This is a genomic window from Paenibacillus flagellatus (genome assembly GCF_003217775.1).
GTDB lineage: Bacteria > Bacillota > Bacilli > Paenibacillales > NBRC-103111 > Paenibacillus_AB > Paenibacillus_AB flagellatus.
Window position 1 is genome coordinate 49,190 of sequence record NZ_QJVJ01000007.1, and the last position, 21,184, is coordinate 70,373.

A 21,184-nucleotide genomic window follows, 5' to 3' on the forward strand; every position below is an offset into this window, starting at 1 on the left:
AATTTTATTCTTTAATCGTAATATAAGTATTAAATATGCATTACGCCTTTTTCGAGCTTCTAAGCTTCAGACTAATTGGTAACCGCTTTCACGATAAACGCGGAAGGAGGGGATGCGGAACGTTACAAGCCGGATAGACCCGTCGGATTCGCTTCGCTTCGTATCACGAGTGGAAGAAACGTATCGCACGTATTCGACTTGAGCAAAGGAGATGAATCATGAATGCTGGGCAGGCATAAGAAAAAGCAAATATCGCTAGTTATGGCTGTGGTCATGATCTTTGGATGGATCGGCATCCATCCCCCCGCTGTCAAAGCCGCTCCCGGGTGGCCGGTGTCGTCGTTGTCCGGACGCAATATGCCGTTCGCGCCGGACTCGCTCGTTACGACGCAAAATCCCCCCGATTTCCGTTGGCCGCGTATAGACGGAGCGGATCTGTACGACCTGCAAGTGAGCCGCAGCTCCACCGTAGCCGACGTTGTGTACGAGAATGCGGCGTTAACGGTCAACTACTACAATTTTCCCCATGTGTTCGACTCGGGCACCTGGTATTGGCGCGTACGCTACCATAAACCGGCCGAAGGCTGGTCGGAGTGGAGCACCATCCGCCGATTCCGCATCGAGGAGCAGAACGTGCCGTTCCCGGTACCTCCCGTCGATCAGCTCCTGAGCAGCGTCACGAACGCCCATCCGCGGATATGGACGACCGCCGAAACGCTGGACGATTTCCGCGAGCTGGCCCAGACGGGAACCAACGCGGTGTATCAGAAGAGCTTGCAGAATGCGACAGACAGCCTGAACGAAGATCTCCCCCCGGAGCCGACCTTCCCCTCGCCCCCTCCGACGGGCGAAGCGTTGGTGAAGGCCCAGCGGGACATTCGTACGGCGGCGGAGAAAGCGCTCAACAAGATGATGGATTCCGCATTCATTTATTTGATCACGGGCTCTCCGGCCATCGGACAAAATGCGAAAGACCGGCTTCTAAGTATCGCCTCCTGGAACCCGAGCGGGGCGACAAGCAATGAAAATCAAAACCAGGTGCACCGTGCCATCGCTTATAAGAGCGCAATGGCGTACGACTGGCTTTATGACCTGTTGTCGCCTGACGAGAAGCAGCAGGTCCGGAACATGGTGAAGACGCGGACGCTTACCATCATGAACGGCTTTGCGGCGAATCCGCTCGAGAAAAGTCCGTTCGATTCGCACGGCTGGACGACGTTCGGGATGGCCGGCATTATCGCGACGGCGATGCTGCACGATATACCCGAAGCGGAAGGCTGGTTCCGCAAGGTGATTCCTGCTTACATCAACCTGATGCCCCCTTGGGGGGGAGAGGACGGGGGCTGGTCGCAAGGGACGGGATATTGGCAGTGGAGTACCCTTGGCGGCAAGGAATTGCCCGACGTGCTGTTGGCTGCAACCGATTTCAATCTGTACGACAAGGCGTTCTCCCGGAACGAATGGCTGTACCCGCTCTATATGTGGCCGCACGGGAGCCCTAACGGAGCGTTCGGTGACGACAGCAATGTGCCGCCAAGCTCGGCCAGCGTGTCGAGTCTGAACCGCCTTGCGCAAGTGTACGGGGACCCCAGGATGCAATGGGCGAAGGAAGCAAGAGGCCTTCAACCGGAAGGGTATTTGTACGAATACTTCTACGGGGATCCGAGTCTCGCCTCGAGGCCGCCGGTGGATCTGCCTAACGCCAGATGGTTCAAGGACACCGGATTTGTGGCGATGCATTCCAGTTTGTACGATCCGGACCGGGTCTCTCTATTATTCAAATCGAACTCGTACGGCAGCTTAACCCACAGCCATGCCGATCAGAACGGCTTCGTGGTGAATGCGTTCGGAGAGTCGCTTGCCGTCAAGAGCGGGTACTACGACTACTTCGACAGCAACCACCATAAGAACTATACGAGGCAGACGTTATCGGCGAATGCGATCACCTATGACGGGGGCAGAGGCCAGCCGATCGAAAATCTCGACGCGGACGGAAAGATCAACGGCTTCGTCACTCATCCGGATTTCGACGCGACAAGCGGCGATGCGGCGGCCGCTTATGCGGGAGCGTTGACCCGAGCGAACCGCAGCATCATCTACGTGAGGCCCAATGTCTTTGTTGTGGTCGACCGGCTGCAATCCTCCGATCCGGCGGGCCACGAGTTCGAGTGGCGCTTGCATGCCGACGAGTATATTTCGCTCGACAGCGATGAAGCCGGCGCCACGATCGTGAAGGGGGACGCGGGGCTCAAGGTGCGGCTCCATGCTCCGGCAGGTTTAAGCGCGACGCATATCGATCAATTCCTTGATGTGACCGGAACGGAGAGAAAGCCAACCGTCAGCTCCGGCCATGCGGATAAGAAAAATCCGACGGTTGTCTTCACTGCCCCGAAGACGAACGCGGCTACGTTCGTATCGACAATGGAAGCGTACCGGCACAATGCTGCGACTCCGCAAGCTATCGATACGTATACCGCTCCCGACGGCAGCTATATGAAGCTGACGTTCGCCGACGGATCGGTCGTTTACGTTCGCCTCGCGGCAAGCGGCGAAGTGGATGCGGGTGCGATTCGGTTCGACGGAACGGCCGCAGCGGTCAAAGGCGATACGGTGCTGCTGGTGGAAGGGAAGAAGCTGGTGAAGAACGGCCTCACCGTCATCGACGGCAGCCAGCCGGCAACCGTCGTGTTTGGCGAGGAGCAGCTGTCGATCTCGGGTCCTTCGGACACGACCGTGGCCCTTCACGCGCCGGGTACCGTAAGGCTCCGCAACGGCGACACCGGCTCGGACATTCCGCAAGGCGGCTCCATAACGGATGGAATGCATGCACGCGGCGCCCATTGGAGTACGTCCGGGAATACGCTTACCGTCACCGTGGAACGGGGACAGCGGGCGTTTAAGCTGAATCAAGCTCCGATGCCGGAGCCGCTTGCCGATCCGGTTACACTGCAGACGGTAATCGAGGACGTATACGGTTCCGCGACGCTGCAGGCGCACACCGATCCGGAGGGAGTTCCCGTTGCGTGGGGGAACATTGCGAACGGGGAAGGGCTCTACGAGATTCTCGAAGCGCCGGACGGATTTACGTTCGAGAAGTACGGGTCTCCGAAAGTCGTCTATCTCGAAGAGAATGCAGCGGTCTTTCTTAGAGGATCCGCCGGTACGTTAAGGCTGCGCAAGGTCGGGAACACGCATACGCCCGCCGACGTATGGACGAATCCGAATGAGCGCCGGGATACGCTGCCCATAACGTGGAACGAAGCGGAAAACTATTCCAAGGCCTCGCCGGGCTTCAGCCGATACACCAACCGACCGTTCTTGTCCGGCGGCATGGGCTTGGGGAATTGGAATACGCAAGGGCAATGGGTTACATGGAATGTGAACGTTCCGAAGGAAGGAACCTACGATTTGGTTCTGAAATATGTGGCGGGCTGGGAAACCCCTCCCGGGACGTTGTCGAGCCGTCTTGTTCTGATCGGAGCCCAAGGCTATTCGTTCGAGGCGCCTACGACGTATAACGACGAAGGCAAGCCCGATTACGGGACGTTGGATCGGTATTGGAGAGGACTCCGCGTCAAGACGGGAGTTCAGCTGCAGGCAGGTCCTGTCGAAATCAAGATGTGGCGCTCGAACGGCACGATGAATCTCGACTGGATCGGTCTTCTCGAACCGCATGCCGACGAACAGCCGCCGACGGTTCCCGGCAATCTGCAGCTCGTATCGCAGACGGATACGACCGCGACCTTGTCCTGGAGCGCTTCCACGGATAATGTCGGACTCAAGGAGTATGCCCTCTATGTGGACGGAGCGAAGAAGCTGGCCGTGCCGAACGGGACGCTCACCGGAACGATTACCGGACTCCCGATCGGAAAGACGATGTCGATCACGGCGAGGGCGGTCGACACGAGCGACAACCGGTCGCCGTCCAGCAATGCGGTGCAGGTGACGACCGTGGATACGACCCCTCCGGTGTGGGCCGAAACGGCCAAGGCGGGTTCCGATCACCGATTCTCGGACGCGGTAAGGCTTTATTGGGACCGGGCGGACGACAATTCCGGAACGGTCGCCTCGTATTCGATTTATCGCCAGGACGGACCGAATCAGCCGTTCGTAAAGGCGGCGACGGTTACCGGCACGACGTACGATTTGACGGGTTTAACGGCGGGAGCGACGTATACGTTCAAGGTGGAAGCGGAGGATCCGGCGGGCAACGGCACGAATAACGGCCCCTCCGTCACGGTGCAGCTTCCTTCCGGTTCGGCATCCGGAGATTTCTTCGAAACGTTCGACAGCTGGACGTCCGTGCCGCCAACCGGAGGCAATTGGCTGCTGAATACGCCGAACAATACGCTTCTGGAAGTGGAGGCGCTGCCGGGGACGAACGGCAAGGCGCTCAAGGCGACGGATAACTACTTTGCGACCGGCAGCGAATATTACCAAAGTCCGGTTATTCGACGTTCGACCTCCGGTCGGCTCTCCGGCAAGGTAGTCGCCGAAACCCGCTTCAAGCTTCAGCGCGATCCCGATACCGGGCCAGGAATCTTTTCTTTCCGGATCATGGACGGCGGTATTCCGGTGCTCCGGTTCGAAGGCTTCTCCGACGGCAAGTTCGGTTACTATGTGCCGGAGAACGGCGTTGATAAGGGCGTCCGGATCCCGACGACCAGCACGGCGAGCGGGATGAAGCTGACGGAAGACACTTGGATGACCGTCCGCTTCGATCTCGATACGGAAGCCCGAACGTATGGGATTACGATCCGGTCGGATCTCTTCAAGGGATACGGGGAGGCCCCCGGACTTGTCGATCCGAAGGAAGGCGTATACCGAATAACCGGGCTGCCGTTCCTGACCGCCGCTGCGAACTCCACGTCCCTGGACGGGTTCGCGATCCTGCATACGCTGAATAAGGGCACTTATTGGTACGATTATATGATGATGTACGAGGATCTGGCGGAGGGGCTCGTCCCCGGCAACGTGCAGACGGCGTCCCAGACCGATACGTCCGCGACCGTAACGTGGACGGCTCCGAATCCGGGCTCGGCTGTCCAAGAGTACCGCGTGTATGTGGACGGTCAACAGAGAGCGGCCGTACCGGGAGATGTGTATTCCGCGACGTTGACGGGGCTTGCGATGGGGCAGACGTACGCCGTGACGGTTCGAGCGGTCGATCCGAACGGCTACCGGTCGGAGGCAAGCGCGCCGCTTACGATCACGATGTCCGACCAGTCCGCTCCGGTATGGGGAGATGCCACCGCCGTTCGTGCGATCCGGCTGTTCCCCGATACGGCAAGGCTCTCTTGGGACGGAGAAGCCCCGACGGACAATTCCGGCTCGATCGCCTCCTATTCGATCTACCGGAAGGACGGCGTCAATCAGCCGTTCGTCAAGCGGGCAACGGTTGTCGGAACGACCTACGACATGTTGAACCTTCAGCCTGGCGGGATGTACGAGTTCAAGGTGGAGGCGACGGACGCGTCCGGCAACGAGTCAACGAACGGGCCGCTCGTAACGCTGACAACCCCGGTCACCGCGGGAGCGGGCGAGTACTACGAATCGTTCGACAGCTGGTCGTCGCTTCCGCCGAACGGCGGGGGCTGGTCTTTCCATACGGACGGCGGGACGCTCATCGAAGCGGTGCCGCTGCCGGACGGAAGCGGCAAGGCGCTTAAGGCAACGGATAATCGGAACGACCCGAGCAACGAATACGCGCAGAGTCCGATTATCCGCCGTCTGAACGCGCCGCTGAGCGGGAAGGTGACGGCCGAAATCAAGTACAAGAGGCAGCCGGATCCCCAGTATGCGGCAGGATCCTATTATTTCACCGTCCAAGGCGCCGGCTCGGAGCAAATTCTGCGCTTCATCGGTCTATCGGACGGCAGGCTGGCCTACTACAAGACGGTGAATGGCACCGACACCGCCATCGCGGTACCGGGCGGAAGCGGCCTTACGCTGCCGGCGGATACGTGGGTGACGGTCCGCTTCGATCTGGATACGCAAGCCAAGACGTACGACATCACGCTCCGGTCGGACATTTTCAAGGGGTATAACGGAACCATTGCCGCGGGCAGCACGGTCGATCCGGAACAAGGAATCGTCCGCGTAACGGGGGTTCCTTATCTGGCTGCCGCAGCAAACGTATCGACCGTGAACGAAATCTCGATGCGGCATACCCGGTTCAAGGGGGTATATTGGTACGATTACATGACGATGTACAACACGCCGGCAGCCCCGACGGTCAGCTTGACGGTACCGACAGCCGTTCCCTCGGGACAGACGTTTCTAGCGAAGGTTGGCGAAGGCAATGTGACGGGAGCCGTATACCACAATATCGTCATGCGCTACGACGCAGCGAGGTTCGAGTTTGTTGCCGCGGAGAGCGCGCGTACCGGTACGGCCGTTACAAGCGTGATCAACAATCCGGCGAACGGGACCGTTCAGATCGCGGCGAACCATTCGACGCCGGTAAGCGGCAGCGCCGATCTGCTCAACGTTGTTTTCCGCCCGCTGGCGAGCGGTTCGGGCAGCGGTGTGATCGGGATCGGCTCCGCGTCGATCGGCGGCTCCGCATCGAATGCCGGCTCACCGAACGGGTTGCCTTCACGGATCGTCAAGATCCACGACACGCTGCCTCCGGCCGATGCGACATTCTCGGCAAGCCCGAGCACGCCGACGCAGGGGAACGTCACCGTCGCGATCCAATACCCGCTTGACGCGGCGGTGAAGCAGTACCGGCTCGGCGAGAACGGCGCTTGGCTTGCGTATACGGGCCCGGTGACGATTACGGACAACATTACGGTGTATGCAAGAAGCTCGGATGCGGCCGGCAATACGTCCGGCATCACCGGGTATACGGTAAGCCAGATCGACAGGACGGCGCCGGTTACGATCGCATCGGTGTCGCCGAGCCAGCCTGACGGACCGAACGGCTCCTACCGGAGTCCGGTAACCGTCACCCTGACGGGCGGCGACGGCTCTTCGGGGGTGGCGAACACCGTGTACAGCCTCGACAACGGGGCGACATGGAAGCCGTATACGGCACCCGTTCTGTTCGACAAAAAAGGGACCTATACGATGCGATACCGGTCGACGGACCTTGCGGGCAACGTGGAGGCGGCGCAAAGTCTCGCCTTTACGCTCGACCTGTCCGTCGTCAGGGTGCAGCTGAAGGACAGCCAGGGCAACCCGCTAAGCGGGGGCGTTGTCCAATATTATGACGGCGCCTGGAACGAGCTCGGTGTCACCGACGCCACGGGGACGGCCATGAAGGCGCTGCCCGACAAGTCTTATACGTTCCATGTCCTCTACGAAGGCAACACGCAGCAGAAAACGCACAATACCGCAACGAACGCCGAGGTGCTCTTCCAGACGGTCCAAGCGAAGGTTCGGCTGAACGACAGCTCCGGAAGCCCGCTCGGAAGCGGCGAAGTCAGCTACTACGGACCGGCCGGCTGGCAACCGTTCGGCACCGTCAGCGGAGGAGAAGCGGTCAAAGAGCTGCTCGCGGGAGCTTATACGTTCTCGATCTCGTACGAAGGCACCTCCAGCCAAAAATCGCAGCATATCGGAACGGCTCCAATCGTACAATTCCAGACGGTCCCGACCAAAGTCCGGTTGAAGGACAGCTTCGGAAATCCGCTACAAACCGGCACGGTCAGCTATTACGGGACGACCGGCTGGCGTACGTTCGGCACGATCGACGGCGGCGAAGCGGTCAAGGAACTGCTCCCGGGCAATTACACATACTCCGTCACCTACGAAGGCACAACCAACCAGAAGTCGCAAAATACGGCTGTCGATCCGGTCGTAAGCTTCCAGACCGTACGCGCCAAGGTACAACTGAAGGACGACGGCGGCCATCCGCTTGACGGCGGACTCGCCAGCTATTATGCCGACGGGTGGCGCTCCATCGGCGCAACGGTTGGCGGCGAGGCGGCGAAGGAGCTGCTGCCGGGCTCGTATACGTTCGCGATGACCTATGGCGGAACGATCCGGACCGGCATCTTTGATATCGCCTCAACCCGTGTAATCGTCTTCCAGGAATAGAACGGCCTGCGGCCGCCGTCGCGATCTTCCCGCGGCGGCGGCCGTCTTCTGCGCCGAAAGGCGATCCTCCCGTCCCGTTCGTCCTCGATTCCGATTGGGAGCGGGATCGCTCCGCCGCCGTGCGAGAAATTTCTCAAGGGGACGATTGTAAGGAAACGGGGTAGACGCATCCGGGAAAACGATGATATGCTTTTCCGTAAAACGACGGAAAAGGCGGTAGGCGATATGGTCGTCAGATTGTCGCGCATGCGCGCCGCAATCCGGAGAAACGGGTTTTTGCTCAAAATTTTGCTGTCGTATATCGCGACGGGGTCGATTTTGCTCGGCGCGCTTTCGTATATGATGTACCATCAATATTCCCGCAGCTTCCTCGGGGAAATCCACAAAAACGCCGAGCAGCTGCTCGGCCAATCGTACAACGTCGTTGAAACGTATTGGGCGTCCACGTTCGGCTATTTGACCCAGTTCCACATCTTCCATAACGTGCCGACGAGCGCCAACGATCAGGTGAACGCGGGCACCATATTCAGCGCTCTGTTCGCCGAAGCGCACGAGCCGGTGCAGATGGGCGACATTTCCCGCAAGCTGAGCGAGATCGTCGCCTCCAACCCGATTATCGAATCGGTCTACGTCATCAACCGGAAGGCGGACAAAGTATTCTCCAGCATGACGGTCGCCCAGCCGGTGGACGAATTTTTCGACCGCGATATCGTCGACTTCGTGACGACTCATTCCTTCCAAGGCGAATACACCTTATACCCGCGCAAGGTCCGGTTTTCCTACGCGCAAAAATCGACCGACTACAACGCCATATCCGTGCTGTTCGTGGAGGAGACGCAAAACGGCAAGCCGGTGTCCGTCCTCGTCTTCAATCTGAAGCAAAGCGCGCTTCAGCAAATGGTGAACCCGCAAACGGACAACGACGCGATCCGCATTTTCATCGTGGGCAAGGACGGGCAGGTCATCTCTCACCCCGACATGGACCGGGTCAATACGAATATCGCCGACGACGGCGACTACATACGCACGATTCTCGACTCGACCTCGAGCGGCGGCTCGTTTGCGGCGAACATCGACGGCAGCAAGACGCTCGTCGCGTACAAGAAGTCGACCGCGCTGTTCGGCTGGACGTTCGTCAGCGTCGGCGACTACAACAAGCTGCTCTGGTCGTTTGCGAAGCTCGGCAACATCATTTTTTTGCTGACAGGCCTGTTCGTCGTGATCAGCATCGGCACGGCCGTTTGGTTTACGGGCAATACGGTGCGCCCGCTGCGCCGGCTGCTGCGCAAAGTGAAGACGGGCGCCGAGGCGCCGGCCGAGCGCGGGCCTCTGAACGAATACGAGGCGCTCGACCATCTCGTCGACAACCTCGTCAGCAACGTCGACGAGCTGAAGGCGTCCGTACGGGAAGGAATGCCTGCGGTCAAGTCCGACCTGTTGAAGAAAATGCTGCACGGCGCCGTCATCAGCCAAGCGGAGTGGCTCGAGAAGGCCGACAAGCACCGGATCCGGCTCGACGCTACCCACTATGCCGTGTGCGTGCTGCGCATCGGCTCCTTCAAGGCGCTCGCCGACCGGCGCTCCGCGCGGGATCTTGCGCTGATCCGCTTCGCGATTCTGAATATCGCGACCGAGACGCTCGGGCCCGATTATGCGGTCGAGGCGGTCGACGGCGAGACGGATCACGTCGCGCTCATCGTCAATCTGGACGAGCGGCGGGCCGAAGAGATCGAGGACTTGAAGCCGGGGCTCGCGAAGACGCAGAGCCATATCCGCAACTACCTGGGACTGACCGTGACGGTCTCCGTCGGCGTCCCGGCCGCCGGCCGCCAAGACATCCATCAATCGTACAAAAGCGCCCTGCTCCTGTCGGAATACCGGATCGTCCGCGGCAAGGACGCGATCCTGTTCCACGACGACGCCGCAAGCTTCGGGCGGGAGGCGTACGCATATCCGTTCGAGCTGGAGAAACGGCTCATCGAAGCGCTCAAGGCGGCGGAGCAGGAGCGCGCGGACGAAATCGTCGACGAGTTTTTGCACCGGGTGGGCGGTTTTTCGTACGACGAAATGCTGCTGTCGCTCACCCAGCTGTCGCTCGCGGCGGTCGGCTCGGTTCAAGGCGCGGCCGGAGGCGCGGAGCCGGACCACGTCCGCCTGACGTTCAAATCGGCGATGCGCGAGCTCGGCGCCTGCGACGATCCGGCGGACGTCCGCTCGTGGTTCGCGAAGCTGACGTCCGCGATCGTCGAGCTGACACGAGCGAGGCGGGACGGCAAAAACAAGGAGCTCGTGCAGCGGATGATCGACTTCGTCGAACGGCGGTTCCGCGATCCGAATTTGACGGTCGAAGCGGTGTCCGAGCACGTCGAGCTTTCGCCGAACTACGTGCGGACCATATTCAAGAACAACACCGACAAGTCGCTCAGCGCCTATATCGGCGAGCTCCGCTTCAACGAGGCGAAGCGGCTGCTGCTCGAGACGGACGAGCATGCGAACAAAATCGCCGAGCTCGTCGGGTTCGGCAGCGGCAAATATTTTTACTCCGCCTTCAAGAAGGCGATCGGTCAGACGCCGGACGAATTCCGGCGGACGCGCGGGCGCGTTCCGGCGGCCGAATAACGTTTCCTCCCTGCCCCGGGCTTTGCCGCCCGGGGTTCTTTTTTTAACGAAACGCCGTTTCGTTCGATTTGAGGCATGCTTCATTTTTATCAAACGGGGGGTTTGACAACTTTCGGCCTTTCTCCGGGGGCGGACGACGATTTACGCTAAGTGCAGCGGCGACCCGCACCGCACATTCGACAGGGAGGAGCGATACCGTCATGGATTCAGCCGCACGAAGCGGGAAGACGACGACCGCGGCCACAAGTACAAGCCGCCCCGGGTTTGCCCGGTCGTTCGTCCAGGAGCTGGTCCGCAACAAATATTTGTACTTGCTGACGCTGCCGGCCGTCGTATTCTTTTTCGTCTTTTCGTATTTGCCGATGTTCGGCGTCGTCATCGCATTTCAAGACTACAACCCGATCAAGGGCATATTCGGGAGCGAATTCGTCGGGCTGCGCAATTTCGATTTCTTCTTCACGAGCAGCGACTGGCTGAAGGTGACGTTCAACACGCTTTACTTGAACACGCTGTTCATCGGCTTCGGTTTGCTCGCGCAAATCGCGTTCGCGATCATGATCTCGGAAATCGTCTGGAAGCCGTTCCAAAAAGCGACGCAATCGCTGACGCTGCTGCCGTACTTCATCTCGTGGCCGATCGTGGCGATGTTCGCCGTCTCGCTGTTCTCGACCGACAGCGGCTTCATCAACCGGATGCTGGCGGCGGCCGGCATGGACCCGATCCACTTTTACCAAAACCCCGATATTTGGCCGGCCACGCTGACGCTGCTGAAAATTTGGAAAGGAACCGGCTACGGCGTCATCATTTACTTGGCGACGATTACGTCCATCGACCGCGATATATACGAAGCGGCCAAAATCGACGGTGCATCGCGGCTGCAAGCGATCCGCTACATTACGCTGCCGATGCTGGCGAATACGACGATTTTGCTGCTGCTGCTGGCCGTCGGACATATGTTTTACGGCGATTTCGGCATGATTTACGCGATCATCGGGGACAATTCGATGCTGTATCCGACGACGGACGTCATCGACACGTTCGTCTTCCGGGCGCTGCGCAAATACAGCGACATGTCGATGTCGTCGGCGGTCGGCCTGTACCAATCGGTGGTCGGCTTCGTGCTCGTGCTGATCACGAACGCCATCGTCCGCAAGGTGAACAAGGACGCGGCGCTGTTCTGATCCCACTTACCCGGAGGAGCTTGATACGACCATGTCTACGAAAATGTGGCCCGATCGCGCGTTAAGCGCTTTATTCTACATCTTGTGCGGCTCGTTCGCGGCGATGTGCGCGGTGCCGTTCCTGCTCGTCATCGGCAGCTCGCTGTCCGACGAAGTGACGCTGCTGCAAAACGGCTATACGATCGTGCCGGCGAAGCTGTCGTTCGAAGCGTACAAGACGATATTCGCCAGCGCCACGATTTACCGGGCGTACGGGGTGACCCTGTTCGTCACGATCGTCGGCACCGCGCTCAGCCTGCTCGTCACGTGCGCCGTCTCTTACGCGGTATCGGTGCGGACGCTCAAGTACCGCAACTCGATTTTGTTTTTCATGTGGTTCACGATGCTGTTCAACGGGGGGCTCGTGCCGTGGTACATTTTGATTACCAAATATTTGCACCTGAGCAACAGCCTGTGGGTCATGATCGTGCCCGCGCTCGTCAACCCGTGGTTCATGTTTTTGCTGCGCAACTTTTTCATGACGCTGCCGGAGTCGCTTGCCGAATCGGCGAAAATCGACGGGGCGAACGACATCTACATCCTGTTCCGCATCGCGCTGCCGCTGTCGCTGCCGGCGCTGGCCACGATCGGCCTGTTCTACGCGCTCGACTACTGGAACGAATGGTTCAAGGCGATTCTGTTCATCGACGATCCGAACAAATATCCGCTGCAGTCGATTATCGTCCGCATCATCAGCAGCGTGACGTTCACGAACCAGCTGTACTCGATCGGCACCGTCGCGGTGCCCTCGTACACGATCCGGATGGCGACCGTCATCGTGACGATCGGCCCGATCGTGCTGCTGTACCCGTTCATTCAGAAGTATTTCGTCCAAGGGCTGATGGTGGGCGCGGTGAAAGGTTGATCCCGGCTTTTGGCCGGATCGCATCCATATAGAGACGACAAACCAAGGAGGGTTCACGCATGATCCGTAAACGGACATGGCGGTCCGCCGCCGCGGCGGTCGCGCTGTCCGCGCTCATGCTCGCCGGCTGCACCAAGGCCGCCGACGACGGAGGGAAGACGACGGCGCCGGACGGCTCGTCCAATCCGCAAGCCGAGACGAAGAAGACGCCGGAGCCGGTCACGCTGCAGTTTTATTTCCCCGGCGATCCGCCGAACGACCAGCAGGCGGTGCTCGACGAATTTTACAACCGGACGAAAGATACGCTGAACATCAAGCTGAGCTTCAACTGGGTGCCGTGGGACCAGCTGAAGGAGAAAATCGGGCTGAAGCTCGCTTCCGGCGAGCAGGTGGATGCGGTATTCGACGCGCAGTGGAACACGATGCCGCAAATGATCGCGAAAGGCACGTTCATCCAGCTGGACTCGTACTTCAACAACGACAAATATCCGGGCTTGAAAAAAGCGTTCCCGCCCGCCTACATCAACAACAACAAGTTCGTCGACGGCAAGAAGGAGGAGCACATTTACGGCGTGCCGTTTACGAAAAACTACGGCAGTCTGGCGAGCGTCGCCATCCGCAAAGATTTGCGGATCAAATACGGCTTGCCGGAAATCAAAAGCTTGGCCGAGCTCGAGGCGTATTTCGACGCCGTGCTCCAAAACGAGAAAGGGATGATCCCGTTCGGCGTCGACGGCTCGCTCAGCTCGCTCGGCAACTGGCTGCAGCCGGACGTGAAGCCGACCGATTTCAACGCGATCATGGCCGGCGACCTGATCCCGCACTTCAACATCAAGGACGGCAAGGTCGACGTCGTGTTCGCGGGCGAGGACATCTCCGTGCTGCCCGCGCCGCTCAATACGAAGGAAGCGTTTTACTTGCAGGAAATGACGGCGCGCCGCTGGTACACGAAGGGGTATTTGGAGAAGGACGTCATCAGCCAGAAGGATGCCGCCGGCTTCTTCAAGGCGGGCAAGTTCGCCGCCATCGGCGCCGACACGGCGGGCTTCAACGCGGTATTCCGCGAGCTGAAGAAGGCGGTCCCGGGCGCGGAGGCCGAGCTCGTCGACCTGGTCCCCGGCGCGAAAGACCGGAAGCCGGGAGCGATCCGGACCGACTTCAAGGCGTGGAACTTCTCCAGCATCCCGGCGACGTCCAAAAACGCGGACCGCGTCATGGCGTTTTTCGACTGGCTGTTCGCCGATCCGAAAAACCACGATCTGTTCGAGTTCGGCATCGAGGGCAAGCATTGGGTGCCGGTCGGCAGCGACAAGTTCAAGCTGCCCGATGGGGTCGATCCGAGCAAGACGTACAACTTTCCCGGCTACGTGCTGACGTGGAACCCGAGCTACGTGCGCAATCCGGACGATTGGCCGGAGGCGGTGCAGGCCCGCGAGAAATATTTGTCCGACGAGAAATCGTACGTCAAGTCGACGATCGCCGGCTTTACGCTGAACGCGGAGCCGATCAAGAGCGAGCTGGCGAAGGTCGGGCCGGAGTTCAAGAAGGTGCGCACGATCGCCTCGCTCGGCTTGGCCGACAACTACGAGGCGCTGTACAAGGAAGCGATCGACAAGATGAAGAAGATGGGACTCGAAAAAATCCGCGAGGAAATCAAAAAGCAGCTGGAGGCGTTTTTGGCCGCACAAAACAAATGACCGTTGCCGGTCCACCATCCGAAACGCCCGCACGTCCCGGCCGCTTCCGCCAGCGCGAGAAGCGGCCGAGGACGAGGCGTTTATATATCGAAGGGAGTGAAAATGATGAAGATGCGAAAGATCAGACGTTGGACGGCGTCGGCGCTCGTCGCCGGCATGCTGCTCGCCCCGTGGGCGGGCCTCGTTCCGGCGGTGCCGGTCCCGGTCGCGCACGCGGCGGAGCTTGGCGCGAACTTGCTGGCGGGCGATTTTGACACCGCTTTCAACAGCGGCGTCAACCCGTTCGTCCCGCTATCCGCCAACACGGGCGGCGTGACGCAGACGGTGTACGGAAGCGGGGGCGGCTACGCCGTCGAATTCCGCGACACGACGGCGTTCGGCCCCGGGGGCGCGCCCAACGGCGGCAGCGCGTTCCATGCGACGCTCGGCGCGTCCGCCGCGCTCGTCGAGCGGATCAACGAGGTGTACGACCAGCCGGTCGGCGGCACCCCGGCCGCGTTCGTGCTGGCGTTCAAGGCCGAGCGGACGGCCGCGAGCAGCGCGCCGGTGCCGTCGGGCATCCAGGCGGCGATCGAGTTCGGCAACCATGACGGCAGCCTGATTCCGCGCTTCCCGACCGGACAGCCTAGCCTTTTCTACACGGACGCCTACGGGAACGACGAGCCGGCCGGCAGCGAGACGTTCGAGACGGTGAACGAGACGGACGTTCCGGGTCTGAAGTTCGTCGTAACGCCGAACGGCGGCGCGCGGAACATCACGAGCCTGCGCCTGATGTTCGGGGTGCGTGTCGATACGGGGGGCACCGACGAGGCGTTCGCCGTCGACGACATCGCCGTCTACGAGGTGCCGTACGTGCCCGGTCCGAATACGCCGGTGCAAGGACTGATCGCCCATTGGGACTTCGATCAGGTGAACGGGAACACCGTCGCGGATTTGTCCGGCAACGGACATACGGCGACGGTCGTCAACGCGGTGCCGACGGCGTCCGGCCGGATCGGCAACGGACTCGACTTCAACGGCACGAACGCGTACGTGAACGGCGGCCCGGCCTCCGCTTACAACTTGACCGATGCGTTCACGGTGGCGATGTGGATTCGCCCCGAGTCGCAGCCGTTATCGTCGAGGCACCGGTTCATCTCGTGGACGGACGGCTTCCGGGCGACGGGCAGCGGGTTCGAGTTCGGCTTCGAGGCGAACGGGACGAGATTCCAGTACATGCTCAAAAACGACGCGACCCACGAAGTGGCGTCGAACTATTTCGCCCAGACGACGCGCTGGGGCAAATGGATGCACGTCGCGGCGACGTGGGACCGCCAATCGAAAATCGTCTCCCTCTATACGGACGGCAAGCTGGCAGGCAAAGGGACGTTCACCGGGCCGCTGCCGGTGCCGAACGGCAGCATGCTGATCGGCCGCGGGGAGGAAGCGTTCCATAAAGGCGTCATCGACGAGGTGAAGCTGTTCAACAAGGCGCTGACCGAGACGGAAATTCAGGCGATCTACAACGATTTGCCGCCGATTCCGGTCACCGGCGTCGCGATGAGCAAAAGCGCGATGACGATCGCCGTCGGCTCGTCCGACATGCTGGACTATACGATCACGCCGCATAACGCCAAAGATTTGGCCGTATCGTGGTCGAACCCGAATCCGGCCGTCGCGGCGATCGACGAGTACGGCAAGGTGACGGGCTTGAGCGAAGGCAGCACGACGATCGCGGTGAAAACCCGGGACGGCGGATTTACCGCGCAGACGCACATCGACGTCGTCTACCGGCATCCGACGGGCTTGACGCTGAACAAGACGGCGCTTGCGCTCGCGGAATGGAAAACCGAGCGGCTGATCGCCTCGGTGTTGCCCGCCGATGCGACCGACAAAACGGTGCTGTGGAGCTCGAGCGATCCGGACGTCGCGACCGTCGACGCGAAAGGGATCGTCCGCGGCGTTCGCGCCGGGCAAGCCGTCATCACGGCGACGACCCGCGACGGCGGCTTTACGGCGACCGCGCAGGCGACCGTGACGAAGACGGCGATCGCCGGCATCGCGCTGAACAAGACGGCGGCGACGATTCCGCTCGCGGGGTCGGACACGCTGACGGCGACCGTCCAGCCGGCGAACGCCACGCACAAGGACCGGATCCGCTGGAGTACGAGCGACGCGTCCGTGGCCGAGGTCGACCAGACCGGGATCGTCACGGCGAGAAGGAGCGGCAGCGCCGTCATTACGGCGACGGCGGAGGACGGCGGCATGACGGCGTCGGCGACCGTCACGGTGCCGGCGTCGGGGGCCGGCATCTGGAGCCGGACGTTCGTGCTGCGCGATTATATGGACGTGTACGAGTTTCCGGAGGAGCTGCTCGACTATCCGCTCGTCTTCCCGGCCGACACGGTCAAGAAGAACGGCTTGAAGCTGACCGACAGCAGCGGGACGCCCGTCGAGCACGAGCTCGCCGACGTCGAGGAGAACGCGCAGGGCTTCCTGACGAGCGCCACGCTCCGCTTCCGTACCGGCTTGCCGAAGAAAGGAATCAGCGGCTTCGTGCTCGACTACGATCCCGCCTACGATTACGCGGCGTCGTCCGCGGCAAGAGTGACCGTGACGGACAATCACGACCAGACGGCGACGCTGTCGGCGAATGGCCAGCATATCCGGGTGCCGTACGGCACCGTCGCGTTCGGCTCCGGCGCCGACGTCGCTACGGTGAAAGCGCCGATTCTCGCCATCTCGCGCGACGGCGTCAACTGGGCGGGCGCCGGGACGCTGCAGGCGCCGGCCGGCATCAAGGCGCTGTCCGTCACCGGACGGGTGGCGGAGCAGGGGCCGCTGTCGCTTGCCTACGAGGTCAGCTACGCGTTCACCGGCGGCCGAAGCTACACAGTCGTCCTGACGGTACGACACAACGAGAAGCACGTCACCGTCGACGAGACGATCGCGGGCTTCGCGCCGGACGACAAAACGTATTTCAAGTTTTCGATGAAAAACGGCATCGACCCGGACGGACGGCTCGTCGTCAGCAACAACGGCTATACGTCGTCGTACTCCGGCAAGTTCGACGACAAGCTGTCGCCGGCCGGCAAGCTTCCTTACGAGCTCGGCCTGTACTCGGTGAACAACTACGGCGTCATGCGGGCGACGGCGTTCTGGAAGGACGACGGCGCGAACGCGCTTCTGTTCAGCTTGTACCGCAACGAAGATTGGAAGACGTCCCGCCGGTTCTACTACGGCTCCGCCGGGGAGCACAACCTCAATTTCTTCAGCGCCGGCGGCGACAAGTACATGATCACGAGGCTGGAGGGGCAGGAGCGGCATTGGGCGCTCGGCTTGATCGACCGCAACGAGGTGATCGTCAAAGGCTCGACGAACGGGTATACCGGTCTGTCCTGGCTCGCGAATTCTTCGTTCAGCGGCTACGCCTTCGCGAGCAATTGGGGGGCCGGGCCCGAGGTGCGGCTGTTCCAGAAGCTGACCGAATACAGCTTGAACAAGCTGAAGGACCGCGTGCTGGATTGGGAAGAGCAGCCCGGGCTGCGGCTCGACCTGCCCGCGAGCGAGACGGAGATGTCCGCCAACGAAACGGTCTCGTTCAAGGACTGGAACGATTTCAACCGGAGGTACAAGTTCGAGCCGTATGTCGAACGGTATTTGGACGGCTCCTACTCGCAGCGCAACGACCGCAATATGGTGGCGCAATACGCGAACAGCCGGTGGAGCTGGACGCCGGCGCAGCGGCAGCAGGCCCGGGCGCATCTCGCCTTCAACGCTTATTTGACGGCGGGCGACATCAACTTCCCGCACACGTCCATGCTGGCCGGTCACGCCAACTTCATCATCGACGGCAAGCAGGCGCTCGCCGTTACGGCCGGAGCGTTCCCCGAGCATCCGGACGCGGGGTATTGGAAGCAGGAATTTATGGACTTTTACAACGAATGGCTGACCTACTACACGCGATCCGCGAATCCGGCGGCCAACGCCCGGGGCGGAAGATGGTACGAGAATGCGGCCACGTACAGCATGGCCTCGCTCGTGCCGGCGCTGTCCGCTTATGCGGGATTGAAGCAGCTCGACGGGACCGACCTGTTCGACCATCCGAAGTTCCGCGAGTGGATCGCTTGGAACATCGCCATACTCGTCCCGACGGAGGGCGGCGTCCGCCAGCTTCCGCCGCAGGGCGCTCATGCGATGGATAAAGACCTTCCCGGCGGCGAATTCGACAAGGTGTTCGCGGCGCTCGCCGTCGCGTTGAAGGAAAGCGCCAATCCGGACAACGTCCGGCTGGGCGACCAGCTGATCTGGAGCAAGAGCAAAGGGACGCAAGGCGTCAACCCGCAGCTGCGCTCGACGCTGTTCCGCGACTACGGCGCGGTCATGCGGTACGATTTCGGCGGTCCGCACGAAGCGTACGTCAACGTCCAGCAGCTGACCGGCGGCGGCTACCGGTGGAGCACGGACGCGAACGGCACGGTGCTGTACGCGGCCAAGGGCAAGCGGCAAAGCTGGGTCGACGCCGAGACGAGCGGCGACAGCTTGAACGTAAGGCTGCTGCCCGCCTTCGTCCCCGACGGATCGAACGCCTCGCTCCGCGATCACGCGACGGACGGCGTTCTGTACGATTTCGACTTCGCCCAATATTACCGGGCGGAAGGAAGAGGCGCGCCGTACTTGGGACGCGGCGTCATGATGGTGCGCGACGATTTCCTCGCCCTATACGACGATATGGCCGGCACGGCGTCGGGAACGTTTTACTGGAACAACTCGGGCTACCGGTATCGGGGCGAGGACCCGAACCTTTACGCCGTCAAGGAAGGTCCGGGGGATGAGCTGCATATCGTCGCACCCGCGCCGTTGACCGTTTCGGCCGCGACCTACGGCGCCGTCGTGAACGGCGGCGAGTACGTGTTCGCGGCGGGAAGCGACGAGGCGGCGCTGAACGTGAATACCGGCGGCGGGGTCGTCTTCCAAGGCCGGACCGGATACGCCGGACCGGGAGGGCTCGCGCTGTTCGAAGGGACGAAGATCGGGCTCGGCGGCTTCGCGATCGAGCGGTCGGGCGGCGACTTCGGCATCAGCGCGAAGGCGGTCGATCCGTCGACGATTACGGGCCGGCTCGCCGGCAAGAGCGGCGGTACGGTGACGATTACGCCGCCGGCAGGCTTCGCGGCCGAACGGGCGGAGGTGACGGTCGAAGGCGCCGTCGTTCCTTCGGTCGCGGTCGGCGGGACGATCTCGTTCCCAGTGCAGATCGCCCAGAGCGAGGGGACGAAGTCGTATACGATCCGCACCGGCGCGCCGGCGCTGTTCGCCGACGGCTTCGAGGACGGCAACGCCGACGGCTGGTCGGCGACGGCGGGCGCGTGGACGGTGACGTCGACGGTCTACGGCGGCGTTCTCCGCCAGTCGGATCCGGGCGGCGGTTCGATCGTCGCCGGCGATGCGGGCTGGACCGATTACGCGGCGCGGGTCGTCGTTACGCCGACGGGCGCCGGCGGCAAGTTCGACTTGCTCGGCCGTTACACGGACGGCAACCATTTTTATTTCCTGCAGCTGAGCGAGCCGGACGGCAAGCTCAAGCTGTATCGGAAGGCGGCCGGCGCGGTCGCGCTGCTCGCGTCCGCCCCTTACGCGGCGCAGCCCGGGCAGCGGCTTACGCTGCAGCTCGCGTTCTCGGGGACGTCCGTATCCGGATCCGTGAACGGGAACCGTCTCCTCCAGACGACGGACGGTACGCTCGCGTCCGGGAAAATCGGCTTGAGAGCTTCCGCCACCGCCGATTTCGACGACGTCGCCGTCTATTGATTCGCCGGGGCCGGTAACGGCCCGGATACCGGAAGGTCCGCGAGCGTATCCGCGGACCTTCTCCCGATTTTGCGGAAATCGGGTTATACTGGAAGCGGTTAAATAATCGAAGGGCAGAGGCCGGGGGAGAGAGTCGCCGAATGAAGGTGCATATCGTCGAGGATGTCAAAATCGTCCGGGAGACGCTCGTCCGTCACGTCGATTGGGCGGGACTGGGTCTCGAGGTGGCGGGCGTGTCGGAGGACGGGGAGCAGGCGCTTGCGCGGATGGAGGATGCGCCGCCGGATGTGCTCGTGACCGACATCGGCATGGCGGTCATGGACGGCATCGAGCTGATCCGCCGGGTGAAGGCGCGGTACCCCGATACGAAATGCATCATCCTGTCGGGGTTGAGCGAATTCCAGTATGCGCAGGAGGCGATCAAGCTCGGCGTCGTCGACTACGTGCTGAAGCCGCTCGACATCGACGAGCTGTCGGCGGTCGTGGCGCGGACGGCCGGCGCGATCCGGCAGGAGCGCGAGCAGCGGGAGGAGCTGGAGCGGGCGAAGCGGATCGTCCGGACGCACTTGCCGAACGTGGCCGGAAGCGAGCCGGCGCTGAGCGGGTTGCCGGTCGGCTTCAAGCACGCCAAGGCGGTCGAGCGGATGCTCGACTTCTTGAAGGCGAATATCGCGAGCGGCGCGCTGACGCTGCAGCAGGTCGCGGCCGAGGCGAATTTGAGCGAGAAGTACGCCAATTCGATTTTCAAGGAGACGGTCGGCACGACGATCAATCACTACATCATCGCGCAAAAGATGGAGCTCGCCGCCCGGCTGCTGCAGGACCCGGACGTCAAGGTGTACGAGGTGTGCGAGCGGATCGGCTATGCCGATCAGGATCATTTTCGCGAAAGCTTCAAGCGGCATCACGGCTGCACGCCGTCGGAATACCGCAACCGGACGCTGTAGGAC

At 61.6% G+C, this 21,184-nt stretch carries 7 protein-coding genes; all 7 read left to right on the forward strand.

Annotated elements, in window-relative coordinates; all coding sequences use genetic code 11:
* Positions 1-222: 222 nt before the first annotated feature.
* A complete protein-coding gene (locus tag DLM86_RS16270) occupies positions 223-8,043 on the forward strand; it encodes a DUF4962 domain-containing protein (protein WP_110841113.1) in 7,821 nt (2,606 codons plus the stop codon).
* Between the two features lie 225 nt (positions 8,044-8,268).
* Positions 8,269-10,662 (forward strand): helix-turn-helix domain-containing protein, encoded by a 2,394-nt coding sequence (locus DLM86_RS16275; RefSeq protein WP_158289500.1) that lies wholly within the window; start codon positions 8,269-8,271, stop codon positions 10,660-10,662.
* Positions 10,663-10,862: 200 nt separating this feature from the next.
* Complete coding sequence (locus DLM86_RS16280; RefSeq protein ID WP_110841115.1) at positions 10,863-11,843, forward strand: ABC transporter permease; 981 nt, start codon at positions 10,863-10,865, stop codon at positions 11,841-11,843.
* 31 nt (positions 11,844-11,874) lie between these two features.
* Entirely contained in the window at positions 11,875-12,747 is an 873-nt protein-coding gene (locus tag DLM86_RS16285; RefSeq protein ID WP_110841116.1) for a carbohydrate ABC transporter permease, read from the forward strand.
* A gap of 59 nt (positions 12,748-12,806) precedes the next feature.
* On the forward strand, positions 12,807-14,444 hold the full coding sequence (locus tag DLM86_RS16290; RefSeq protein ID WP_110841117.1) for an extracellular solute-binding protein: 1,638 nt from the start codon (positions 12,807-12,809) through the stop codon (positions 14,442-14,444).
* Positions 14,445-14,549: 105 nt separating this feature from the next.
* The gene (locus tag DLM86_RS16295) at positions 14,550-20,234 is read left to right on the forward strand and encodes an Ig-like domain-containing protein (protein WP_110841118.1); all 5,685 of its coding nucleotides are present in this window, start codon (positions 14,550-14,552) and stop codon (positions 20,232-20,234) included.
* 140 nt (positions 20,235-20,374) lie between these two features.
* On the forward strand, positions 20,375-21,181 hold the full coding sequence (locus tag DLM86_RS16300) for a response regulator transcription factor (protein ID WP_110841119.1): 807 nt from the start codon (positions 20,375-20,377) through the stop codon (positions 21,179-21,181).
* The last annotated feature ends 3 nt before the right edge of the window (positions 21,182-21,184 follow it).